Raw genomic sequence first — 21,479 nt, forward strand, 5'->3', positions numbered from 1 at the left:
TTACTTTACTACAGCGCACCATCTCTGAAAAGTACTGTCTCCACTATGCCAGCGAAGTGAAAAATCACCTAATTTCATTACAAATGGTTTACGATAAAGCGGATCAAGAAGAATAATCTCCTGCTGAGTAATTTTTTTTACAATAGCGTAATGACCAACATTATCAACGGGCTCAGTAAAATTAACAATGACCACGACGTCTTGTCGTAACGCTTTTTGAAGCTGAGGAAGGCTCATGCGTTGCCGCACCCTTGCCTTTGGAAAGTATTTTTTTAGAAAAGTGCGCATGTCACTCTGTGCGGTTCCGTCTTTCTTGGTGGTATGTACTTGCCTGGCAATTTCGACCTGAGTCATGCCAATACGAAATGCGGCCAAAGTCATTTGCAAAACAGCTGGTCCACAATAATAGTCATTTGGCTGCAAAAAATGAGGGATTTGTCTGGGCATAGACACACCCTACGGCTTCTCTTGTTTTTTTGCAACTGGCTAAGAAATATCCCGACGACGGAAGCGCCAAACTCCGAGCAAAGCACTGCTGATACTTATTGCACCAAAAAACCAGTACGCCTCTGCAAGGATTTGACCCTTCACTAAGGCTAAGTTAGCGTCGAAGTAGTAGAAGAATGAAAAATATTTTACCCAATCAAATGTGTCAGGATTTATCTGCGCAACAATATTCAACACATACATCCCAACCAGACTCACTCCTAAGAGCATGTACACCCGACTTCGTTCAGAAAACCAAGCAGAAAGGGCAAAGCCGACGCCAAGTGTTGCTAGCCCAAATAAAAATCCTAGCACGGAAATAAGGATAAGCTTATCCAGTTGATAAGCCACTCCGTGCAACAGCGCAAAAGGAATCACGGTGAAGTTTGAAAAAATGACAAAGAGAAAGAGAGTAGAAACCGCGGTTAGATAACGCGACCAATAAATTTTTATCCGCGACAAACGACGAGCAAGGAGAATATCGGCCGTGCCACGTTCTATTTCCCCAGCTAAGGCAGGGCCAGCCATGGTGGCCATAAGAAACAATACCAGCATCGGCCAGGTGAAAGAGTACTGCTCTGCTGCGAGATAATTCTCTAGCTTGCTAAGATTGAGCTCATCAATACCAAAGGCCTGTAAAAACTCTTTTGGATAGCTAGAGAAGGCCTCATTGAGTTGATCGGCTTGCGCCTCAATCGAGGGATAGAGCGCGACAAACATCCACACAAGCAACGCGGCGGAGACAGAGAACCAGAATATTGTCCGACGTCGATCTTTTAAGGTTTGTAAAAAGAGAGTCCACATATTACGCCTCGTAATACTTCATAAAAATTTCTTCCAGCGTGGCATGAGAGATAACAATGTCACGTAAAGGCAGCTGCTGCATACGCGCCAAGAAAGGACGAATATCGCCACTGATATCGACCACATAGCCATGACTCGACTCACTATGCAAAGTTACCCCATCACCAAGCACTGCTGACTTATCCGGCTTCTCGCTAAACTGCAGTTCAACCTTATAGAGCTGTTTGGCCTTTAAGGCATCAATACGCTCGACGGCCACCATCTTGCCTTTACGGATGATCCCCACACGATCGCAAACTCGCTCCACCTCAGCTAAATTATGCGAGGACATAAATATCGTTGCGCCCCGAGCAGAGGCTTCGCGAAGGAGTTCATATACTTCATGTTGCAGCAGAGGATCAAGCGCATTCGTTGGCTCATCTAGTATGAACAGGTCTGGCTTGCGCATAAAGGCCATAATAATCGCCAGCTTTTGACGATTGCCGGAAGAAAGCTGCTTTGCTTTGCGTTTCGGATCAAATTGCAAACGTTCACATAGGTCCTTCGCAATATCATGATCTCCATCCATGCGACGAACAAAAGAAAAATGCTCTTCGCCTGTCCATCGATCATAGAGCCTGACTGATCCAGAAAGGTAACCAATGCGCTCCTTTAAGGCAACGCTATCCTTAACACTGTGTTTACCTAAAATGTGAATACTCCCCTCGGTTGGACGCAAAAAGTCCATCATAGTGCGGATAGTGGTAGTTTTTCCGGCGCCATTTGGCCCGAGAAACCCAAATAACTCGCCCTCCTGAACACTAAAGCTAATACCATCCACTGCTTTTACTGGACCATAGTGCTTTTTGAAATCTGAAAACACGAGTGCTTCTGCCATGACTTATACAGTAGCACTGCGGTAGGCAAAGCTCAATGCTTTGCCTACATAATATACAAAACGTAGCCCAGGAATTCATCCTGGGCGAAATGTGCAAAAAGAAAAGCCGCCTAGCACAAAAATATCAGGTATTACCCTTAGATCATGATAGCTCCAGTGCCGTCTTTGCATATTGCGAACACGTTGCTTGTCTAGTCCTTCAAATACTCCGCAAATTTCTGTCGTAACTTGGCAATCTTCGGATCAATCACTATTTGGCAATAAGGCTTATTCGGATTGCGGTCGTAAAAATCCTGGTGCTCGGCCTCGGCCGGATAAAACTTCTGAGCTGGCTCAATCGAAGTAACGATGGGATTCGCAAAAACTTTTTCCTGCTCCAACTTTTGTATCATTCCTTCGGCTGCGGCTTTCTGTTCTTCACTATGATAAAAAATAACTGAACGATACTCCTCGCCAATATCATTCCCTTGTCGATTCAGTGTAGTGGGGTCATGCGTTGCAAAAAAAACATCGAGGAGACGCTCGTAAGGAATAACACTTGGATCAAATTCTACTTGTACTGCTTCAGCATGACCAGTACGCGATTGATGGAGAGCTGCATAATTTGGATGCTCCGTCGTGCCGCCAGTATAGCCTGATCCCACCTTTAGAACACCGCGCAAACGCTTAAAGACCGCTTCGGTACACCAGAAGCAACCAGAGGCAAATGTAGCTAATGCAGATGATTTCATATGTATAGTCTACGACAGCTCGGTTATTCAAACAAGGAAAAGCCGGATTGACTATGCAATCCGGCCTGTAGGTCCGTTTCCTCCTCCAAAGAAACGTCTGATTTCATCCCACAACTCATAGAGCTGCATCTGGATACGTTCCCAGAGCGTCTCCTGCCTTGGCTCCGATTCAGGAAGATTATGCCATCGCATGATTACCCCTCCACAATCCTCGAGGACTCGAAACGCATCTGCACACTGGCATCTTAATTTCTTTTGTGCAAGTCCGGATAAAAAGAAAGAGCGCCCCAACCTGAGTTAGGGCGCTTCGATGCCGAAGCTACGAGGTGCTGTCCCTGATCCGGGTCATGTTGACCTCCGTCACCGCGTCTGGGCCGTCTTCACCTTGGCCTTCGTCGACTGGGCCGTCGTCATCCGGGTCGTCGTCCGCGACTTCTTGTTCGACTGCTCGCCGTGCTGGATCTGGGTGGACACACGCATTTTGCGGTACCTCCTTGGACTCCGTCCATATCCCCCTAAACGCCGAGTGCGTCAGTGGGACATAAAAAGCCTAGCACAAGTCTCTTTTACCTGTCTATATGGAAGATTAGTAAGAAAACTCTTCGGAATGAATGCGGGAATTCTCAATCCCGAGCGCACGCAACTGTTTTCGTAACGCACGAATCATGGGCGGTGGCGCACAAATGAAAATGTCTCTACCCTCTAGAGAACTGAGAAGCTGTTGTATCTGTGCACCAGTGACCAGGCCCTTTTCCTCCGAGCACCACATCTGTACACGCAATTGCTCGTGAGTGGATTTGCTTAAACTTTCTAAGTCTTGTGCTAACACCGCATCGGCACTACTGCGCGTGCAATATAATAAATCAATCGAGTAGCCTTGTTCGTGGACTAAGGCTTGCGCCATGCTCAAGAAAGGGGTAATACCAATCCCACCAGCAATCCATACCTGTTCTTTTGCTTGGGCAAGTTGATGAGAAAAAGTGCCATAAGGTCCTTCAATCTCTGCAGTCGCTCCTAGGGCCAGTCGATGCAGCCCGTTAGTAAAATCACCCGAACGCTTGATATGCAAACTCAGTTCACTTGCTTGTGGATCTGCAGTGATGCTAAAAGGATGCACTTCGCCACTCACCTGTGCGTCTCGAAAACTAATGAAGATAAACTGTCCGGGTAAAAAGTGCATTTCTTTTTCCTGAGGACGCAGGACAAGGTGCGTCACCATATCACGCAAATTTTCTACATGCGTTACCACATACGTATAGCGATGAATAAGCCAGCGACCCAGCAACGTGTGGTAAAGATAAGCGAGTAATCCTAGGCCAGACAGGATCAACATATACCAACGCAAGGGCGCATAGGCAGCTACATCACTTGGAATGAAATAGACATGCAAACTTGCTAAGAAAAATGCCAGACCCATAAACCGATGCGTCCATCGCCAAATATGATACTTGGGTCGAAAGTATATAGTGAGAGCAATAAGAACGACAAAAGTGAGCAAAGCCAACTTGCCCCACAGACGAGAAATAGGCTCAATGGAAAAAATAAAATGCACAATGCTGGAAAAATCCCAGCCAGCATATTGTGGTATGAGTAGGATCGGGTGTAAGAGAAGAAGATAAAATCCATAGCGCCCGAGCTTACCGTGTTTTTCATAAAGCACGTGTAGTCCTCGTAGACCACGAATGAGGAAAGGAATACGCGCACTCAAGATTAAGTTAATGGCAAACATGCTTGTGCCAATCAAGGCGAGTAGCCGCGAAAGGTCAGTGCTTACTCCCTCCACCCCGCCACTAAAACGGGGTAGAAAGGTGGGCGCCATAAACCAAAGCACAACAGGTACTAATGTGAGAACAATGATTCCATACCAAACTCTTTGCGCTTTTCCCATATCTGTAATACTCCTTTGAAATACTATTACTTCCCTACTAGTATATCACGTAAAGGTAGGCGGGACTCGATTGAATCCCGCCTCACAATCCCTTGTGTCGATTGAGCGAACTAAGCGACTGCCCTCATCACCCTCCGATCGTTCCGGGTCTGCCATCAATGTATACAATGACTACGACTATCGTAGCCAAAAACAGTATAGCAATACTTTATTGATAATAAAAATGAAGCTTACTTTTTAAATTTTTTCTTTTTAGCGCGAGACTTTTCGTGCATGTCAATCATCTGCTGCACGCTCACTCGGCTAACTGCTTGTCCAATCACCTCAAGTGGCAAATCCTCTAAATGCTTAAAGCGGATACAACTCCCACCCATGTCGAGCTTCTTACCGGCTTTTCGAAACTCCGCTTCAATCCACTTCTTGCCCTTAGGGTCACCATAGAGTCCCATATGATAGAGTGCCATGTGATTTTTCTGCGAGGCAAGAGAGATATATGGCAGTGGAGTTTTTTCATCGTACAGATAACCAGCCGGATAGAGCTTCAGGGGAACGCCGTACGTGATCATCCCGTATTGCATTCCTTCTTGATAGCCCTTAGGTAAATACTTACGGATGATATTTCGAACAGAGGCAATCGCTGCCCTTCGTTCAGCTGGTAGCTCTTTCAGATATGCATCAACTGTTTTTGCTTGAGATTGCATGTTAGCAACCGAGGGCCGCTAAACATGAAGTCTTTGCTTCACCTTCTAGGGAATCACAGCTTGAGCACTGTGCTTGCATGGTCTCTTCCATAGCATCATGCATTGCTTCCATCTGTGCGGTCAGATCAGTAAATTCTACATTTGAGGGAAGCTCAAATTTTGCGGCATCAACTGTCCACGGATGGCAATCAAAATCATATTGGTTATCGTAGTTGACCGAAGGAGCGGCATTTGTGTCTGTGGTATCTGTCTCGTTGGTGTCAGCTTCAGTGTCGAAATCTTCTAATTTAATTTTTGTGCCTATCTCCTGACCGTCGTACATCCCCCAATTGTAATGATAGGTATCATCTCGGATGATGTGCGATTCAGTTTCTGCGCCATCATTTGCCACCATCATAAAATCACCACGAACCATGTTGTTATGCATATACACTACACCTTCTTGTGATCCATACTCGTCGCTGTACGTGTAGTCACAAGTGAGATCATCATTCTGCCCAAAGAGACTAGTGAGGGAACTAGACTCCATCATGGTGTGGGAATCGGAATTGCTTGTGGTGTCACTTGTTTCGTCTGAACCACTTTGGGATTGCCATACAAAATATCCACCGCCCAGGACCAGGACACCTATAATAATAGCTATCAGTGCTTTTGACATAAAGAATAGGTTAAGAAAAAGTATCTATAGTATACCACAGACTAGGCTCGTTTCCGCAGTATCCTTGCCTGATATATTGTGGCGATTGTCTGGATACTCCCCATGACAATGAAGAGTGTTTGGAAAGAATATTGAGTTACAACAACGCCTCCCAAAATAATTGCTGCGCCGGTGACAATCAAGGCTGTACCCTCGGAAATACCCCACTCATAAGTATCGTGTTTACGATCTTCATATTTGGCGTACAGCGCATCCCAAGTTGGTGTCGCAAGTGCCGCGGCAACTCCTAAGCCTGCTTGCACAATGAGGAGATGGAGAGGTGAACTCACAAAGAGATACCCGAAGGTGAATAGCGCATTCAGCGCGTAGCCAAGCATCATCATTTTTTCCTTTGAGTAGCCTTGGTCAATTATTTTACCAAAGAGGATATGAAGCACGCCGCCGACAATAAGATAGGTTGCCCAGGCCCAAGTGATCTCTAAAACGTCGCCGCCTACTTGCTCAGCAAAAACAGCGAAGAGTGGCCCAAGCATGCCTTCGCCTAAATACCAGATGTTTGAACCGTAGAGTAAAATAGCTCGTTGTTCTTTCCCCATGCCGATAGTATACGGGTTTCTTAGCTATGCGACTAGCGAATAAGCCCTTTGAAGGACTCAAGTAATCTTGGCGGATATTATAAAACTAAAACTGGCGGTGGGAGAGGGATTTGAACCCCCGATACCCTTTCGGGTATACCGCATTTCGAGTGCGGCCCATTCGACCACTCTGGCATCCCACCGTGAATAGTTAGCGAATTGTATTTTGGAGTAAAAATTTCAGACGCTCACGTCCCTTTCCCGTCTTCAAAAATCTTTCCTCAAGTACTGCATCATTTTTGTTTGAGAACACCTCATAGTAAACGAGTGACCAATCTTGCGACCGGGATGTATAGCGCGATCTGCCGGACTTATGTTCGCTTACCCTCTTTTTTAAATCACTTGTACTGCCGATATACTTCTTTTTTAGATGAATACTATACAATATGTATACATAATACATATTTCTCCTTGTATCGATCACCACCTATCCCGCCCGAGGCGGGTCCGCCTTGGGCGGACGACCACTCTGGCACCTCTCCAAAACGCCGCCTGGAGTGTAGCGAGATACGCCGACTTAATCAAGCACGATACACCCACAAACTACTATGACCTCGCGGGCGAGGATTTCGTATTTCTTCCGAAGCCTGCCAATCTGGGAAACGAAATCCATAAGAATAGACTGACGCTCCCTTCTTCAACTGTTTCCGAAGTAGGGTTTCGGTATCTGCCATAACCGCATCAAGTAGGAAACAAAAAATCAAATCAGCATCATGCAGGTCAGCAGTAAAATAACTTACGTGACGGATTTCTACACCAGTACCGCGCGACCTCCAACGAGCCAAGAGGTAGGGCCACCAGGCAATCTCATACCCAATCGCTCGAATGCTTGGATGCGCTTTCTTCAAAGCACGGAGCACTCGGGCATCACCGCAACCAAGATCATACACCACTGCATCTTCGATTAAATCTACATGCTTTGCCATCCACTCCACTGCCCAGCGTGAGGTGGGTACATAGGGCACCTTATTTCGAAGAACGCTCCATAGCGCATTCAAAGCAAAGGCTAAAGCCACCAAGGCTGCTACCAGGATGAGAAGGAGTATACTAATAAGAAGCATGGTCGCTTAAAAAAGTGATGACTGACTTAAACGCTTCCGATCACTGTCAGACAAGAGAGTGATATGACCGTACTCGCCGTCGTAGCCTGGCTCTACTTCTACTTTACCTTCGCGTAATCGCTGAATAGCCTCAACTATTGGCGCCTCGGTCATTTTTTTCAGCTGCTCAATCGGCACTTCGCTCAACACTTTTAACTCACCGCCACCCTGAGAAACGAGAGGCCAATAAAGCGCTTCAACTTTTTTTGTGGCGCGCCCGCGCACACCAAGCGCCTGGGCAATTACCTTATCCAGCTCCACGAGCGAGAGGAAGTCAGGCGCGCCTTCTGGTCGTCGTCCTTCAGCTTCAGTTGTTAACTCTTCTACTCGATTTAATACGCCGATGGTCAGTGGTCGTCCGCACTTTGGACACATGCCTTTTAACTTCCGAGATTCAGCAGGAGAGAGGCAGACTTTGTGATCCCGATGTCCATCATAATGATAGCGACCCTCGTCTGGAAAAAATTCTAAAGTCTTACGTAGAGTGAGTTTTTCTTTTATAGGTTTCTTACGCGCCTCGGGCGATGCATTACGAATAGCCGTAAAGATATTGTCATAGCTCAACTCTTCACCTTCAAAAACTGTGGCTTCACGTCCGAGGTTAGGAAGCGAATGCGCATCAGAGCTAGAAACAAGCGCAACTTTATCCAATCCTTTGACTCGCCAGTTCATTGCCGGATCGGAAGATAAGCCTGTCTCGATTGCAAAAATTTCCGGCGCCAGCTCCTCGAAACACTCCTCGATTGAATCATAACCTGACTTAGAACCAAAAATAGCAAACCAGGGTGTCCATGCGTGCGCAGGGATAATATGACAACGAGGATCTACTTTGCGGATAAGCAAGAGTAAATCTTTAGAGGAGATGCCGAGTATTGGTCGACCGTCTCCGCCTAACTTACCTCCTCGCTTCATTAATGCCGCGTTGATACCGGCGACTGCTTCAATCGAGGGAGCAAAAACCGTGTGATGTACACGGCGCACCTTACCGCCGTGCGAGTAAATACACGACAACTCTGTGGCGCAAATAAAGTGTACTTCCTCATCGCTCTTTTCGGTGAAGCGCGCATCTTTGACTCGATACTCTGGCTTCAAACGGTAGAGACCATCCAGGCTGGGTTCTAGCTTCTCTTGTAACTCTGGAAACCACTTGGGATGCGTAAAATCGCCGGTCGCCATTAAATGCAAACCTTTAATGCGTGCCCATAAATCGATATTCTCTAAAGTAAGCTGAGGGGAACAAGCTCGAGCGTATTTGGAATGAATATGGAGGTCAGCAATGATTTGCATACTTGGGTATGGTAGCGCATACCAAGGCGTCTGGAAAGAAAACAGCGCACTCATGGAAAAGTACGCTGTAGAACAAGCTAGTGAATGTCATCAACCAGACTCCAAGGACTCGCTCGATCAAGGCAAGTCTGTGGCGCGCCACCAACATTCCTTATGCGAATCCAGACCATTCGCTGCCACAGTCCCTTGGCACCAGTCCGCTGACTGCGCTTTCGACGAACAGCCACACAGGCATCTCCATCTTCCAGCACTATGAGTATATGGTCATCGTCTGGAGTTGCCTCCTGGCCGGCTCGTAAAATCTGATAGGAGACCTTGCCTTGCAGCACACCGATGCAGCCCTCTGACACCAGGATTCGTGAGTCATCCGGGACAAGCACCACTTTCGTTACATCCCCTTTACTCATGCTCCCACCTCTAAAGTAAGAGAGAGCAGCGTACCCTCGAAAGAATACGCTGCCTATCAATGTCAGGCGTCAACAGCTGCCTCGATAGCAGCCAACAAACGACCTGAACTGTGAGTGAGCAAATGCGTCCACTTGGCAAAGTTGCCAGCTCGATCGCCATTCCCTGAGAACTGCGAAGGAACCAAGTCAAGCTCCACGAAGCGAACTTGCGGGAAATGCTGACGGGCACCGTTGAAGATCACTGGCCGAGAGCCGAGTGCTCCATAGTGCTGCAACACTTCCTCGGGAATAGAACCCGAATTGACAATGACCACATCCGGCTCGCGTCCGCAATACGGATGAAGCTGTCGAACGTGCTGCTCCGCATCCCAGTCATCGGTCAATCCCGGCTGTGTCATCAAGTTAATGACCTGAATCACTTGCGCTTGTGAAGCATGAAATGCTTCGCGCATCCCAGCTGGCAGCAAGGCGCTCACCAAACCGGTATGAAATGATCCAGGGGCAATAATGATGACATCAGCTTGTCGAATCGCTTCCAGACTACCAGAGTAGGCCGGCGCATCAACAGACAAGCTCATCTGCTTGATTGGAATGCGAGGATCACGCTTGATGATCTCCCACTCTCCAGTCACGATGCTTCCGTCCTCCAGGCTTGCCCGGATGTGCACATTCGATTCGGTCGCAGGCAACACCTGACCCTGACAACCCAGATCAACCCTGAAGATGTCAAAGGCTCGGGCGATCCCGTGCTGATTAGTGAGTCGTGCCAAACGTGTGTTGGCTGGCGATGTGCCATCAGAATTGCGCGTTGCGAGACGATCTCGCTCAGCACTCTCTGGAGCCAAGGCCAACAAACACTGCTTCCCGTCACCTACCTGTGGGATATGGAACTCAGTACGAAGCACTCCACTATGCCCACCATTGTCAGTGACTGATACGATGCCAATGAGGCCCTCCAGCTGCTTTCCGCCGCTGGCGAGCGCTCTCAAGATGTTCGCCTGTCCGGTTCCTGCACCGATGCAGACGACGCGCTTGCCGCTCAAGGCGGAAACTTGCTGAATCATGAACCTCACTCCTTCTTGGTGATCTCGTCCCTAAAAAGAACATCTGCACTGTACCAATGGTCACAGTCCAGATGACTGCTTACGGATGCTACTGCAATGTTTTCCATAATGCAGAAAAGATATTCTGCTGAGTTGAAGTAATGGCCTGATCTTCAATAATTATCCCGCGTGGCTCTTTATTCTCCCCCACGGTAATCATGGCAATCTTTGCACCATAGAGTATGGTATAGGTTGGCGCTCCTTCCTCTTTGCGTAACCAACGACGCTGATCAAGTCCGTGCAGCTCGCCACCTTCACCAATAGCAATGACCTTCACTCGAATACCAGCGGCGATACGCTGTTTGGTAAAATCAGGCCATGCTCGGTGAAGATAAGGACGGATGGTGGAAGAGGAATACACCGCGTACTCTTTCACATCCTGCTGAGCAACCACAGCAATAAGATCTTCGAGCACCGTTTTCACCCCTCGATAAGCTTCATAGTAGCGAACTACCGGCTTCTCATCACCCCGAGCATACATTGAACGCAGCTCCGGCAACGCTTCAGCTAGTTCTTCACTTGTGGTAATGAGCGACTGACGTTGTTCAGCGAGCACTTTTTCTAATACTATCGGATCCTCGCAGACAAAATGCTTATGCTGATCCTGATGGAAGTAGCTCACCACACCCAACTGAAGCAAGCCCTTCAGGATGTCATAGGTTGTACCACGATTAATTTTTGCGTCAAGAGCAATCTTTCGGACAGGTGCTGGCCCTGACTTCAATAAGGCAAGGTAGATGGCAATTTCCTTTTCATCCAGGCCGATTTTTTCTAATAATGTTCCGATTTGCATAATACAGAGATTGATTGAGTAGCGGGGACATTGTGGCTGAATCAATATATTTGTCAAGCAAAAAAATACTGACAAGTGTTTTGCTAAATATTTAGCCCTGTTTTTCAATATTATCCTGTGTTTCTTTTGTCAATTTTTTGCCAACAGCTACTTTATTACGATTGACGACCAGGATAAATTGCGCGATACTTCGCATATTATGACGCATAAAAAAACAATTCTCGTTCTTACTGGTGGAGGCATTACTCCAGCCCTCAACGCCACCTTGTACGGAGTTATCACTAGTGCCCAAAAAAGTGGGCATACTATACTCGGAGGTATCTCAGGATGGAAATCTGTGCTTCAAGGTGGAAAACACATTGATCTCAGCACAGTAGACGTATCATCAATCCAAAAAATCGGTGGTACTATTCTACGCTCAAGTCGCACAAATCTTTTTGCTATTGAGAATGGTGTTGCGCAAGTGAAGCAAACGATTGCCAACAATAACATTGATGTCATCATTGCGATCGGTGGAGATGATACGCTTGGCGCCTGCGAACGTTTAGTGCGCGAGCATAATATTCAAGCTATCGGCATCCCAAAAACAATTGATAACGATCTCTACGGCACTTATTGGTCGCCGGGTTATCCTAGCGCCGCTTCGCATGTTGCCCATATTGCTGAACACATTCGCCGTGACGCTGCCTATGCGCTTCGTCGTGCCTTTGTTATCGAAACCTATGGCATGAAATCCGGCTGGCTCACTGCCGCGGCTGGACTAGGAAAGGCTGATGTAATTCTTACACCTGAAAGGGAAGTTAACACTGAGCATGTGTTAAATACTATTTACGAGCGCTACGAAGCAAACGGTAGCTACGCCGTAATCGCGGTTGCTGAAAACACCCAATTCTCTGACTCAGTGGAAGGCGAGGAATATGATGCGGCTGACACCTTTGGACATAAACGACAAAACCATATTTCTATTGCGCTGCGCCGTATTATTAAGAAGCAGCTTAACATCGACTCTCGCGTCATTATGCCAGGCAACATCGTACAGTCTGGTGAACCTACTCCGATTGATGGAGAAACTGCTACCGCACTTGGACGACAGGCGATCGCTATGATTGAAAATGAAGACTACGGGCATATCCCGAGCATTGAAGTTGATCAGAAAAACCTTGCGGTCACCATTGGGAAACGACCACTTTCCGAAGTAGTCAGTCATGAGGGCCCGAGAAAAATAGACGATGAAATGTTTGACTTTGCAAACTATCAAGTGAAGCCTGCCTTCCTCGAATACCTTAAGCCAATGCAAATTCATCCTCATACACCAGAGGAATACATTGCCTTGCAAGAAAAGATTCGGGCGATTGAATAAAAAAACGGTGGCCAGAGAGTTCTGACCACCGGTGAAGGTGCGAATTGACTAGGCAACGGTTTCCCGCTGCGCAAGGAACTGCGTGATTTCGTCACGCGAAGGGACCGAGGATCCCCCGAGACGACTGATCGTAATAGCTGCTCCAGCCGCGGCCCAACGCAGGGCTTCTGACTTGGACTTGCCATCGAGCAGTGCCCCGATGTAACAGGACAGGAAGGTGTCACCGGCGCCGGTCAAATCCTTGATCGGCGTATCAGCAAACACTTCGCCGTTGATGCTCTGTTCTCCACCGTTGTACAGAGTGGCACCTTTGGGGCCTCGAGTAACCAAGACCTCCATATGCCGGCCCTGCCCAATGGCTTGGAGCTCGCTCACCGTACTGAAGCCGAAGCCTCGGAGCAAATGCGCTTCTTCTTCCTCGTTCACGGCCAAGAGGTCGGTGCAAGAGAGAAGCTGACGCAGGGCTGTGTGGCGACGACGTTCTTCGAGCTCATTACTGAGCTCATACACCAGACTGATCCCGGGATTCAGAATGTTCATCGACGGAGCAGCTTGACGACCACCCGCTTCAAACATCGCCAGCACCAGAGGCGCATCTGCGATCTGGACACCCGTACCCACAGTCATGTGAGGACGAACTTGATCCACCTGTCGGCGAATCAACTCCGCACCACGCTCCATCGCGTCCGGAAGATAGTTGCCCTTTCCAGCGATGATGCGTTGTGCACCGTCCTTGGCTGAGAGACTGACCGTGATGTTCGTCCTTTCCCGCAAAGGGAGAGGAAAAGCATCCAACTCCAGCCTACGCAGCTCGGCTTCGAGGTAGCCGGCGTAGCGATCATCACCGACCGTACACAGCAGCTTGACCAACTGCCCGCTACGAAGCAGTGCGCGCGCGACGTTGAACGAAGAACCTGCTGCAATCAAGTCAAAGTCACTTGCTGCAACCTGTTGCTTCACCACGTCGCTTGTCCCATCAAAACCAGAGACCGCCATTTCCATGTTGGCACTAAAGCCAACCAAAACAGTTCGAGACATGCTGTTCCCCCAGCGTTTCGTAAGCGCTCCCTGTGCTCCCGTGAACACGTTGTAAAGATCATTCAGCGTATGAGCTGATCAGGCATCGCTCGCCTTAACCTGTTGCGATGACTGATGACTCAGTCTGAATTACTTTTTCACTGGCCACTCTTTTAGGGCTTGCTCGTACACCTCTGGGGTTCCAATATCGAACCACTGTCCTTCAAATAAATATCCGACGAGTTTCTTTTCCTTGGCGAGCTGCGGAAACACGTCCGCCTCTAGCATACTTGACCCGCTGGCCGGTACATAGTCAAGCACTTTTGGCTGCATGACTGACACACCGGTAAAAATGAGGTGTGACAAGCGACTTGATCGTTCTGGCTTCTGCAGGAATTCGACAATCTTGCTTCCGTGCATCTTTACCACACCATACTCTGATGGCTGACTCACGCTAGTAATTGCCAATGTGGCTAATGCCTTACTCTCCAGGTGGTAATCAACAAACTCGTTAAAGTCGACATCAATGAGCACGTCACCATAGAGCATAAGGAAGGGACTATCTTTCAGAAGGTGTGCGGCTGCACGCAATGGTGTCGCAGTACCCTCGGACTTACCTTCTTCCACATACTGAATGGAAACGCCAAAGCCAGATCCGTCACCAAAATGTTCTTTGATGCGTTCGCCTAAGTGTCCAATGTAAATGATCAGGTTGCGGATGCCACTATCACGCAGCGACGTCACGGTGTGTTCCAAGATCGGCTTGCCATGCACTGGAATCATCGCCTTTGGCATCTCATACGTGAATGGACGCATATTCACGCCTCGTCCACCAGCCAAGATCAATGCCTTCTGAATACGTGAGCCGAGGACCTTGCCCAGGTGATATTCAATCGCATGGGAACGGTTTCGGATACGCGCACCATCAATGGTGGCATCGAGCTTATCGAGAATGTCTTGTTTTAAGGTGATAGTGAGGCGTTGTCGTTCCATAAGACTGGGCTTCCGCCTTTCATATACCATCATACTCTAGTGGTATTTGAAAGAAATGTCAATAATATAGGGACTAAATTATGCTAATATTAGCCTTTTTTCTCTTTTTTCTGAGCAAAAAATACTAGCCTTTCTAGATCTTCTGGGGTGTTATACCCCATAGCTGATAAGGCGTCTTGTGTTTTGAGGACTTTATAAGGCAACTTATCTTCTGCAGCTATTTTCAGCACATCAGGCAGGAAATACTCTCCATTTGGATGTTTCGGGATTCGAGCTAACGCGTTCCACACCCATGGGGCATTCATTAAGTAGAGCGCGGGATTCACTTCCCGTATTCGGAGCTGGGCTGGGCTACACTCATGCGCCTCTCGTATCTCAAGAACACGATTCCGCTTATCTCGAATGATGCGGCCGAATGACTTACACCCTTCATATATTCCTCGATAGCTTGGCACTTCAACTGTCATCATGGTAAGCACTTCGCCATGATTACGATGAAAGCGAATAAGCTGTTTCAAAGTATTTGCCTGAATAAAAGGATGATCGCCGTACAAGGGAAGAATATGTTTTGCCTTGGCAGCAGTTTTTTGAGCTGCGCGTACTGCGTATCCCGTGCCCTTGGCTGAAGCGGTAATAATCTTTGCCCGCTTGCTAAATTTTTCTTGATATATTTTTTTTGTATCAGGACGGACGACAAGTATAGGCGTAAGAATATCTGACCCGAGCTTATCCAGAGTATCTAAAATCCGCTCAAGGGTTGTTTTCCCATTAATCTCATAGAGAGGTTTCAAAGATTTTGTCCCCATTCGCCTATTGCGTCCGGCAGCCAGAACTACGGGTTGGATCATAAAAAACCGCTAAGCGAAGTTAAGGGAAAACCTGATAAGGTGTACACATATGCTACTGAAAAATACCCTCTCTGGCAAGGCTAGTTTTACCCAGCCCACTGCCAGTGGGTAAAAGCAAATGTGGTCAGCCCACCGAAGAAAAGCAGAAGAAATAAAAGTAGTGAGCGGATCCAAGCGCTCTGAATCTTCAACGCAGCGAAGTAAGCAAGGGGGAATGCTAGCAGGATGTATCGAGTGAATGAATAAAGATGTCCTCCAAGCATTGGTAAGAGCACAACAAAAAAACTATAAAGTGTAAGTGCAAAGGGTATGCGCTTTTCTCTCAACCCCCACAGGGCAAAAAGAAGTGTAGGTATACTCAGGAGAGTAGCGATAAGCAATTCTCCGCGGCCGAAAATATCTGCTTGGGTAATGAGTGCATATGCACTTCTCAGCATGCTAGTAATCGGATCGCTTAGTCGATGTCCCCACCACCCCTGACTATGAAGAAAAGCAAATCCATCACCGCTCACTATATAGTAAAACAGAATTAATAAAGTGCTAGCGATAAAAACACTAGCAATCCAAAGCACATCGCCTAAAGTGATTCGTCTGCGCTTCACCCACGCTACAATTTCAATAATACAAAGAGTGGCAACTAAGCCTACCCCTACCGGCCGAGCAAAAAGCGCGAGCACAGCAAAAAAAATAGCTAGCCATCGGTGATGACGCAAGTGAGCAAGGAGGGCGGCGGCGGATACGCAAAAGAAGAGCGACTCGGTGTACCAAGCTGAATAGAAAAAAGCAGCTGGAAAAAAACTAATCAGTACAAGTGCAAATAGCGCATCTCTTTTTTGTAAGAAGTTACGGGCAATCAAATAACTCAATACTCCTCCAATGAAAAATGAGAGGTAGGAGACGAGTAAGCCGGCCACCCAAACATTTTGCCATGCATTTCCTATTACGCGAGATAAGACAGGATAGAGGGGAAAGAAGGCTGTCCGATAAAGCGCATCGCTCTGATACCCACGCACTGCAACATCATAGAGATGATAGCTATCCCATCGAATAAAACTGCTCCACACCTGGCTCTGTGAAAACGCGTCCGGGTGCGGTTTCACCGATTGCTCAGTATTCACTTGCAAACCAAGCCATGCAACACCAAAGAAAAAAACCCGCGATAAAAAAAGAACCAGCAAAACTATGCCGATCTCTCTCTGAAAAAGAAAATGTGTACTTGGGGCTATAGCCCTCGGAGCAATTGCCACAAAAACAATCCAATCATGGCCACACCAACGGCAAACTTAATAATCATGCCGCCCATGTAGCCGATAATAATGTAATGCTTCGTTTCCACGGCAAAGACTCGATCACGACCAACTACCAACTGACTAACCACTGCTCCAAAAAAAGGCCCAACTACAAAAGCAAAAAGTAAACCAAAGAAGGAACCAATTATTCCTCCAATAACCGCGCCCAAAACGCCCCACAAACTTGCGCGAAATTGTTTACCGCCCCAAAGGTAGGCTACGAAGTCTAGCAGCACTACTACTAATCCTAGTACGGAAATAATAAGCAGGAAGGACGGAGTAACTAGTGAAAAGTCTGTAGCGATCCCATACAATAAAATACCAAACCAAATAAGTGGAATGCTCGGCACTATAGGGAAAGCGATACCAACGAAACCAACGAGTACGATAATGAAGCAGAGTGTCAGAATGATGAGATGTCCAGCCCCCGTGCTAAACATATTACCATCCCCGGGCGAGTATCCCGGCCTCCGCTGCGCTGACCTGCGCCTCTTGTTTAGATGCACCCTCGCCGGTAGCCACCTCTTCATCACCAAAGTAGACTGCTACGCGGAAGTGTTTATTGTGATCTGGACCCCACTCCTCAAGTACTTTGTAGGCAGGGGTAACGCCTAGCTTTTCCTGACTCGCTTCTTGCAAACGACTCTTTGGGTCGAGATAAAGTTTGTGCTCGATAATGTAGGGGAGTTTAGGAAGCACGGTTCGCCCAATAAAATCCTTTGCTACTTCAAAACCCTGGTCGAGATAAATTGCTCCGACAATTGCTTCAAAGGCATTTGCTAAAATTGAATGACGTGCTTTGGCATTTGCGTCTTTTGCTTCACCCCGGCTTAAGAAGATAAACTGATGCACTTCTAATTCTTCCGCGATACTGCCCAGACTTTTTGCGTTCACAAGAGCCGCTCGCCAGTTTGTCAGATCTCCTTCTGGATTTTCATATTTAGTATAGAGATGTTCAGTGACAGCTAATTCCAAAACAGCGTCGCCGAGAAACTCCAGACGTTCGTTATGACCTAAGCGAAAACTAGGGTGTTCGTTCACATATGAACGATGCACTAGTGCTTGATGAAGGTATTCAGTTTTAGTGAAGTGAACGCCGAGACGTTCTTCGAGTGCGGTGAATTCAGACATATGATGAGAGCAACTCGCTTCTCATGGCGACATCGCACCACGACAAGCCAATCGCAAATTAATTATGAACTTGCTTGAGGAGGAGTTTCTGTTTTTGTGCTCGGGGCGGTTTCTTGTACATCCATATCTTTAAAGATCGCTCCAAGCACCCCGTTTACGAAGCGGCCAGATGATTCTCCACCAAAGCTCTTGGCTAATTCAATTGCTTCATTAATCGCCACCTTTGGAGGAATGTCAGGAGCAAACTTCAGCTCATAGATGCCAATGCGAAGAATGTTGCGATCAACAATAGTGATTTGATCGAGCGGCCACTCAGGTGCATATTTCACGATCAAGGCATCAATATCTTTTTGATTCTTCTCAATGCCATGCACGATGCTGCGTGAAAAATCAGCGTCGCTAAAGTCAGGAGCAAACTCCTTCAGATTCGTTTCGACCATCTCAGAGAGTTCCGTGTTTGATTTGCCGGTAAAATCCCACTCGTAGAGTGTTTGCATTGCAATCGTTCTGGCAAGGTGGCGATTCGACATAGTGGGAAATCAGTGAAACCTTGAGATGGACAAATGAACTTTATTCTTTACTTGCTTCGGCCGGCTCTTGTTTCTGTCGCTTTTTCGCTCGCTTATCGAGCTTTGTTTCCATCTTGAGCACGTCCCGACCGCGGTAATATCCGCAATTCGTACAGGCCCGATGGGGCATAATAGCCGACTGACAGCGCGGGCAGGTCGTTAATGACCGACCCTGCAGCGCAAAGTGTGACGCGCGGCGCAAGCGTGACCCCTTTGATCTTCGTTGTGCGGGAAGTCCCATATCCGTTTCAGATAACAGTAAAACAGTTGCACGATACCAAAAGAAGCCGGAATAAGCAAGCGCGGCTTAGAAAGGAAATAGTAGACTAGACAAAGGCTACTGTAGCGACCTTATCTCCGCCGTCGGCTAATCGCATAATACGGACACCCTGCGTGTCACGACCTAAGACCGATACTGACTTCAAAGGTAGGCGAATAACCTGACCTTTTTGAGACATACAGATGAGGTCGTTTTGCTCTAGTTTCGCATTTACGATAAAGGCTGACACGATTTGACCGGTCTTTGGGGTGATCTTGGCAGTACGAATGCCGCTACCGCCGCGACCCTGCACCTTGTAATTCCCTAGCTGGGTGCGTTTGCCATAACCGTTATCCATGACCACTAAGACCTGCTCATTACTCGACGCCTTGCCATCGTGAATGACATCCATGCCAGCTACTTCATCACCTGACTTCAATCGCATACCGCGAACACCAGCGGCAGTGCGTCCCATTGGCCGAACTCCAGCTTCTTTGAAGCGAATCGCCTGGCCCTTCGCCGTCACGATAAGAATATCATCACTACCGGTTGAAGGTTTGGTCCATTGCAAGCGATCGTCATCTTTCACCGTGATGGCAATTAAACCGGATCGACGTACTTTCAGGAATTGCTCAATCGCCACTTTCTTAATCAGGCCCTTCTTAGTAACCATGATAAGGTATTTGCAACCTTCGAAATTCGGCGTTGCCAGCACATCAGAAATTCGCTCTTCGCCACGCAGCTGCAGGAAGTTTACAATCGCCTGGCCCTTGGCAGTACGAGAGGCAACCGGGATATCATAGGCCTTTAATTGGAAAACGCGACCAGTCGTAGTGAAGAAGAGAATGTCGGCATGCGTCATGGTAGAGAAGAATTCCTGCACCAGGTCTTCTTCTTTGGTGGTTAATCCAATCACGCCTTTGCCGCCGCGGCTCTGTGTCTTGAAGGTGTCAGGAGCAAGTCGCTTAATATAACCATCGCGCGTCATCATCACAATGGTCGCTTCGTTCGGGATGAGATCCTCTTGACTGAAGCTACCAACAGCCTGCGGCACAATTTGTGTGCGTCGCTCGTCGCCAAACTTTTCTCGCAGGGCAAGTAATTCATCCTTAATAATGCCAAGCATTTTCTGCTTTGATTTCAGGATAGATTCAAACTCTTTAATAAGCTTCTGCTTTTCCTTATACTCGTCTTCAATCTTTTGTCGCTCCAGGTTGGCTAACTGCTGCAACTTCATTTCCAAAATTGCGACAGCTTGAATTTCTGTCAGCTTGAATTTCTTAATTAAATTAATCTTCGCCTCATCCTTATCTTTTGATTTCTTGATCGTCGCAATAACTGGATCAAGTTTGGCGAGAGCGATGCGTAAACCTTCTAAAATGTGAGCGCGCTTCTTTGCCACATCGAGATCAAATGCAGTACGACGTCGCACAACTTCCTGACGATGCTTCAGATACTCTTCCAGGATCATCTTTAAGGTCAGCACGCGTGGCTGAATACCATCGACCAAAGCAAGCATATTGAAGTGGAAGGAGCTCTGCAGGCCGCTAAGCTGGAAAAGGCGATTCAACACCTTCTTTGGATACGCGTCGCGCTTCAACTCAATCACAACGCGAATGCCATCCTTATCTGACTCATCACGCAAATCGCGAATACCCTCAATACGCTTGTTTGTAACTAACTCGGCAATATCTTTGAGAAGTTGCGCTTTGTTCAGCTGATAAGGAAGCTCAGTCACAATGATCTTAAACTGACCGCCATTATCTTCTACAATCTCCGTCTTGGCGCGCACCACAATCGAACCTTTACCTGTAGCGTAGGCTTGCTTCAGCGATTCAATGTCATACAGGATACCGCCGGTTGGGAAGTCAGGGCCTTTCACAAATTCCATGAGGTCTTCGATCGTGGCGTCTGGATTGGCAATCAGGTGAATAACCGCATCGATCAATTCGGTCAAATTATGCGGGGGCACGCTGGTTGCCATACCCACCGCAATTCCAACTGCACCATTTAAAAGCAAGTTAGGCAGTTTTGCTGGGAGCACCCTTGGCTCTTGCTGTGATCCATCGTAGTTTGGCAGGAAATCAACCGTCTTCTTTTCAATGTCCAGCATCATTTCTTCAGCAATGCGGTCGAGCTTGGCCTCGGTATAACGCATAGCAGCCGGAGCATCACCATCAACAGATCCAAAGTTACCTTGGCCATCGACCAAGGTATATCGCATAGAGAAATCCTGAGCCAAGCGTACCATTGCTTCATATACTGGCGCATCACCATGCGGGTGATATTTACCAAGCACCTCACCAACCACCGTAGCTGATTTGCGATACTTCGCCCCAGGGCGCAAGCCAATATCCCACATAGCGTAGAGAATACGGCGGTGCACTGGCTTCATGCCATCACGTACATCAGGCAAGGCACGCGAAACAATAACCGACATAGCATAGTCGAGGTAGGAGGTTTCCATTTCCTCGACAATTGGTCGCGGTTGAATTGATCCGATAGAAAAGGTTGGAGTAATTTTTTGCTTCTTGCTTGCCATA

At 47.5% G+C, this 21,479-nt stretch carries 24 protein-coding genes and 1 tRNA gene; 1 reads left to right on the top strand and 24 read right to left on the bottom strand.

Annotated elements, in window-relative coordinates:
- The 15 genes from H6760_04350 to H6760_04420 all read right to left on the bottom strand — a co-directional run bounded on the left by H6760_04350 (window position 1) and on the right by H6760_04420 (window position 11,470).
- The gene (locus tag H6760_04350) at window positions 1-447 is read right to left on the bottom strand and encodes a C39 family peptidase (GenBank protein USN53366.1); all 447 of its coding nucleotides are present in this window, start codon (window positions 445-447) and stop codon (window positions 1-3) included.
- A 39-nt stretch (window positions 448-486) separates the two neighbouring features.
- The gene (locus tag H6760_04355) at window positions 487-1,290 is read right to left on the bottom strand and encodes an ABC transporter permease (GenBank protein USN53367.1); all 804 of its coding nucleotides are present in this window, start codon (window positions 1,288-1,290) and stop codon (window positions 487-489) included.
- Between the two features lies 1 nt (window position 1,291).
- The gene (locus H6760_04360) at window positions 1,292-2,167 is read right to left on the bottom strand and encodes an ABC transporter ATP-binding protein (GenBank protein USN53368.1); all 876 of its coding nucleotides are present in this window, start codon (window positions 2,165-2,167) and stop codon (window positions 1,292-1,294) included.
- 191 nt (window positions 2,168-2,358) lie between these two features.
- Entirely contained in the window at window positions 2,359-2,898 is a 540-nt protein-coding gene (gene msrA / locus H6760_04365; GenBank protein ID USN53369.1) for a peptide-methionine (S)-S-oxide reductase MsrA, read from the bottom strand.
- Window positions 2,899-3,484: 586 nt separating this feature from the next.
- On the bottom strand, window positions 3,485-4,786 hold the full coding sequence (locus H6760_04370) for a ferredoxin reductase family protein (protein ID USN53370.1): 1,302 nt from the start codon (window positions 4,784-4,786) through the stop codon (window positions 3,485-3,487).
- A 230-nt stretch (window positions 4,787-5,016) separates the two neighbouring features.
- On the bottom strand, window positions 5,017-5,487 hold the full coding sequence (locus H6760_04375) for a DUF1801 domain-containing protein (protein USN53371.1): 471 nt from the start codon (window positions 5,485-5,487) through the stop codon (window positions 5,017-5,019).
- A 1-nt stretch (window position 5,488) separates the two neighbouring features.
- Window positions 5,489-6,145: a hypothetical protein gene (locus tag H6760_04380; GenBank protein ID USN53372.1), complete on the bottom strand. Its 657-nt coding sequence runs from the start codon at window positions 6,143-6,145 to the stop codon at window positions 5,489-5,491.
- Between the two features lie 41 nt (window positions 6,146-6,186).
- Window positions 6,187-6,741, bottom strand: a complete 555-nt coding sequence (locus H6760_04385) for an MFS transporter (GenBank protein ID USN53373.1) — start codon at window positions 6,739-6,741, stop codon at window positions 6,187-6,189.
- Between the two features lie 92 nt (window positions 6,742-6,833).
- Window positions 6,834-6,923: transfer RNA gene (locus H6760_04390), tRNA-Ser, on the bottom strand.
- An 8-nt stretch (window positions 6,924-6,931) separates the two neighbouring features.
- Complete coding sequence (locus H6760_04395; GenBank protein USN53374.1) at window positions 6,932-7,183, bottom strand: GIY-YIG nuclease family protein; 252 nt, start codon at window positions 7,181-7,183, stop codon at window positions 6,932-6,934.
- Window positions 7,184-7,301: 118 nt separating this feature from the next.
- Window positions 7,302-7,841: a class I SAM-dependent methyltransferase gene (locus tag H6760_04400; protein ID USN53375.1), complete on the bottom strand. Its 540-nt coding sequence runs from the start codon at window positions 7,839-7,841 to the stop codon at window positions 7,302-7,304.
- Window positions 7,842-7,847: 6 nt separating this feature from the next.
- Window positions 7,848-9,167, bottom strand: a complete 1,320-nt coding sequence (locus H6760_04405; GenBank protein ID USN53376.1) for a DNA helicase UvrD — start codon at window positions 9,165-9,167, stop codon at window positions 7,848-7,850.
- Window positions 9,168-9,244: 77 nt separating this feature from the next.
- A complete protein-coding gene (locus tag H6760_04410; GenBank protein USN53377.1) occupies window positions 9,245-9,574 on the bottom strand; it encodes a hypothetical protein in 330 nt (109 codons plus the stop codon).
- Window positions 9,575-9,636: 62 nt separating this feature from the next.
- A complete protein-coding gene (locus H6760_04415) occupies window positions 9,637-10,638 on the bottom strand; it encodes a YvcK family protein (GenBank protein USN53378.1) in 1,002 nt (333 codons plus the stop codon).
- An 88-nt stretch (window positions 10,639-10,726) separates the two neighbouring features.
- Window positions 10,727-11,470, bottom strand: coding sequence for a TrmB family transcriptional regulator (locus tag H6760_04420; protein ID USN53379.1), 744 nt, complete (start codon window positions 11,468-11,470; stop codon window positions 10,727-10,729).
- 199 nt (window positions 11,471-11,669) lie between these two features.
- Here H6760_04420 and H6760_04425 point away from each other — a divergent pair, with 199 nt between their 5' ends.
- Window positions 11,670-12,830: a 6-phosphofructokinase gene (locus H6760_04425; GenBank protein ID USN53380.1), complete on the top strand. Its 1,161-nt coding sequence runs from the start codon at window positions 11,670-11,672 to the stop codon at window positions 12,828-12,830.
- Window positions 12,831-12,878: 48 nt separating this feature from the next.
- Here the strand turns inward: H6760_04425 and H6760_04430 are convergent, their stop codons facing one another.
- From H6760_04430 to gyrA, 9 genes are all read right to left on the bottom strand, one after another.
- Window positions 12,879-13,868 (bottom strand): carbohydrate kinase family protein, encoded by a 990-nt coding sequence (locus H6760_04430; GenBank protein ID USN53381.1) that lies wholly within the window; start codon window positions 13,866-13,868, stop codon window positions 12,879-12,881.
- A 129-nt stretch (window positions 13,869-13,997) separates the two neighbouring features.
- Entirely contained in the window at window positions 13,998-14,840 is an 843-nt protein-coding gene (locus H6760_04435) for an NTP transferase domain-containing protein (protein ID USN53382.1), read from the bottom strand.
- An 89-nt stretch (window positions 14,841-14,929) separates the two neighbouring features.
- Window positions 14,930-15,646 carry an NTP transferase domain-containing protein gene (locus H6760_04440; GenBank protein USN53383.1) on the bottom strand — a complete coding sequence of 239 codons (717 nt, stop codon included), beginning with the start codon at window positions 15,644-15,646 and terminating at the stop codon, window positions 14,930-14,932.
- 128 nt (window positions 15,647-15,774) lie between these two features.
- The gene (locus tag H6760_04445; GenBank protein USN53384.1) at window positions 15,775-16,866 is read right to left on the bottom strand and encodes a hypothetical protein; all 1,092 of its coding nucleotides are present in this window, start codon (window positions 16,864-16,866) and stop codon (window positions 15,775-15,777) included.
- A gap of 44 nt (window positions 16,867-16,910) precedes the next feature.
- Entirely contained in the window at window positions 16,911-17,417 is a 507-nt protein-coding gene (locus H6760_04450) for a DUF456 family protein (protein ID USN53385.1), read from the bottom strand.
- A gap of 1 nt (window position 17,418) precedes the next feature.
- Entirely contained in the window at window positions 17,419-18,108 is a 690-nt protein-coding gene (gene rnc, locus H6760_04455) for a ribonuclease III (GenBank protein USN53386.1), read from the bottom strand.
- 62 nt (window positions 18,109-18,170) lie between these two features.
- Window positions 18,171-18,638 carry a transcription antitermination factor NusB gene (gene nusB / locus H6760_04460; protein ID USN53387.1) on the bottom strand — a complete coding sequence of 156 codons (468 nt, stop codon included), beginning with the start codon at window positions 18,636-18,638 and terminating at the stop codon, window positions 18,171-18,173.
- 40 nt (window positions 18,639-18,678) lie between these two features.
- Complete coding sequence (gene rpmF, locus H6760_04465) at window positions 18,679-18,918, bottom strand: 50S ribosomal protein L32 (protein USN53388.1); 240 nt, start codon at window positions 18,916-18,918, stop codon at window positions 18,679-18,681.
- Window positions 18,919-19,003: 85 nt separating this feature from the next.
- A complete protein-coding gene (gyrA, locus tag H6760_04470; protein USN53389.1) occupies window positions 19,004-21,478 on the bottom strand; it encodes a DNA gyrase subunit A in 2,475 nt (824 codons plus the stop codon).
- Between the last annotated feature and the right edge of the window lies 1 nt (window position 21,479).

This window comes from Candidatus Nomurabacteria bacterium (assembly GCA_023898465.1).
In the GTDB taxonomy this organism is placed as follows: Bacteria; Patescibacteriota; Patescibacteriia; order HK-STAS-PATE-3; family HK-STAS-PATE-3; genus HK-STAS-PATE-3.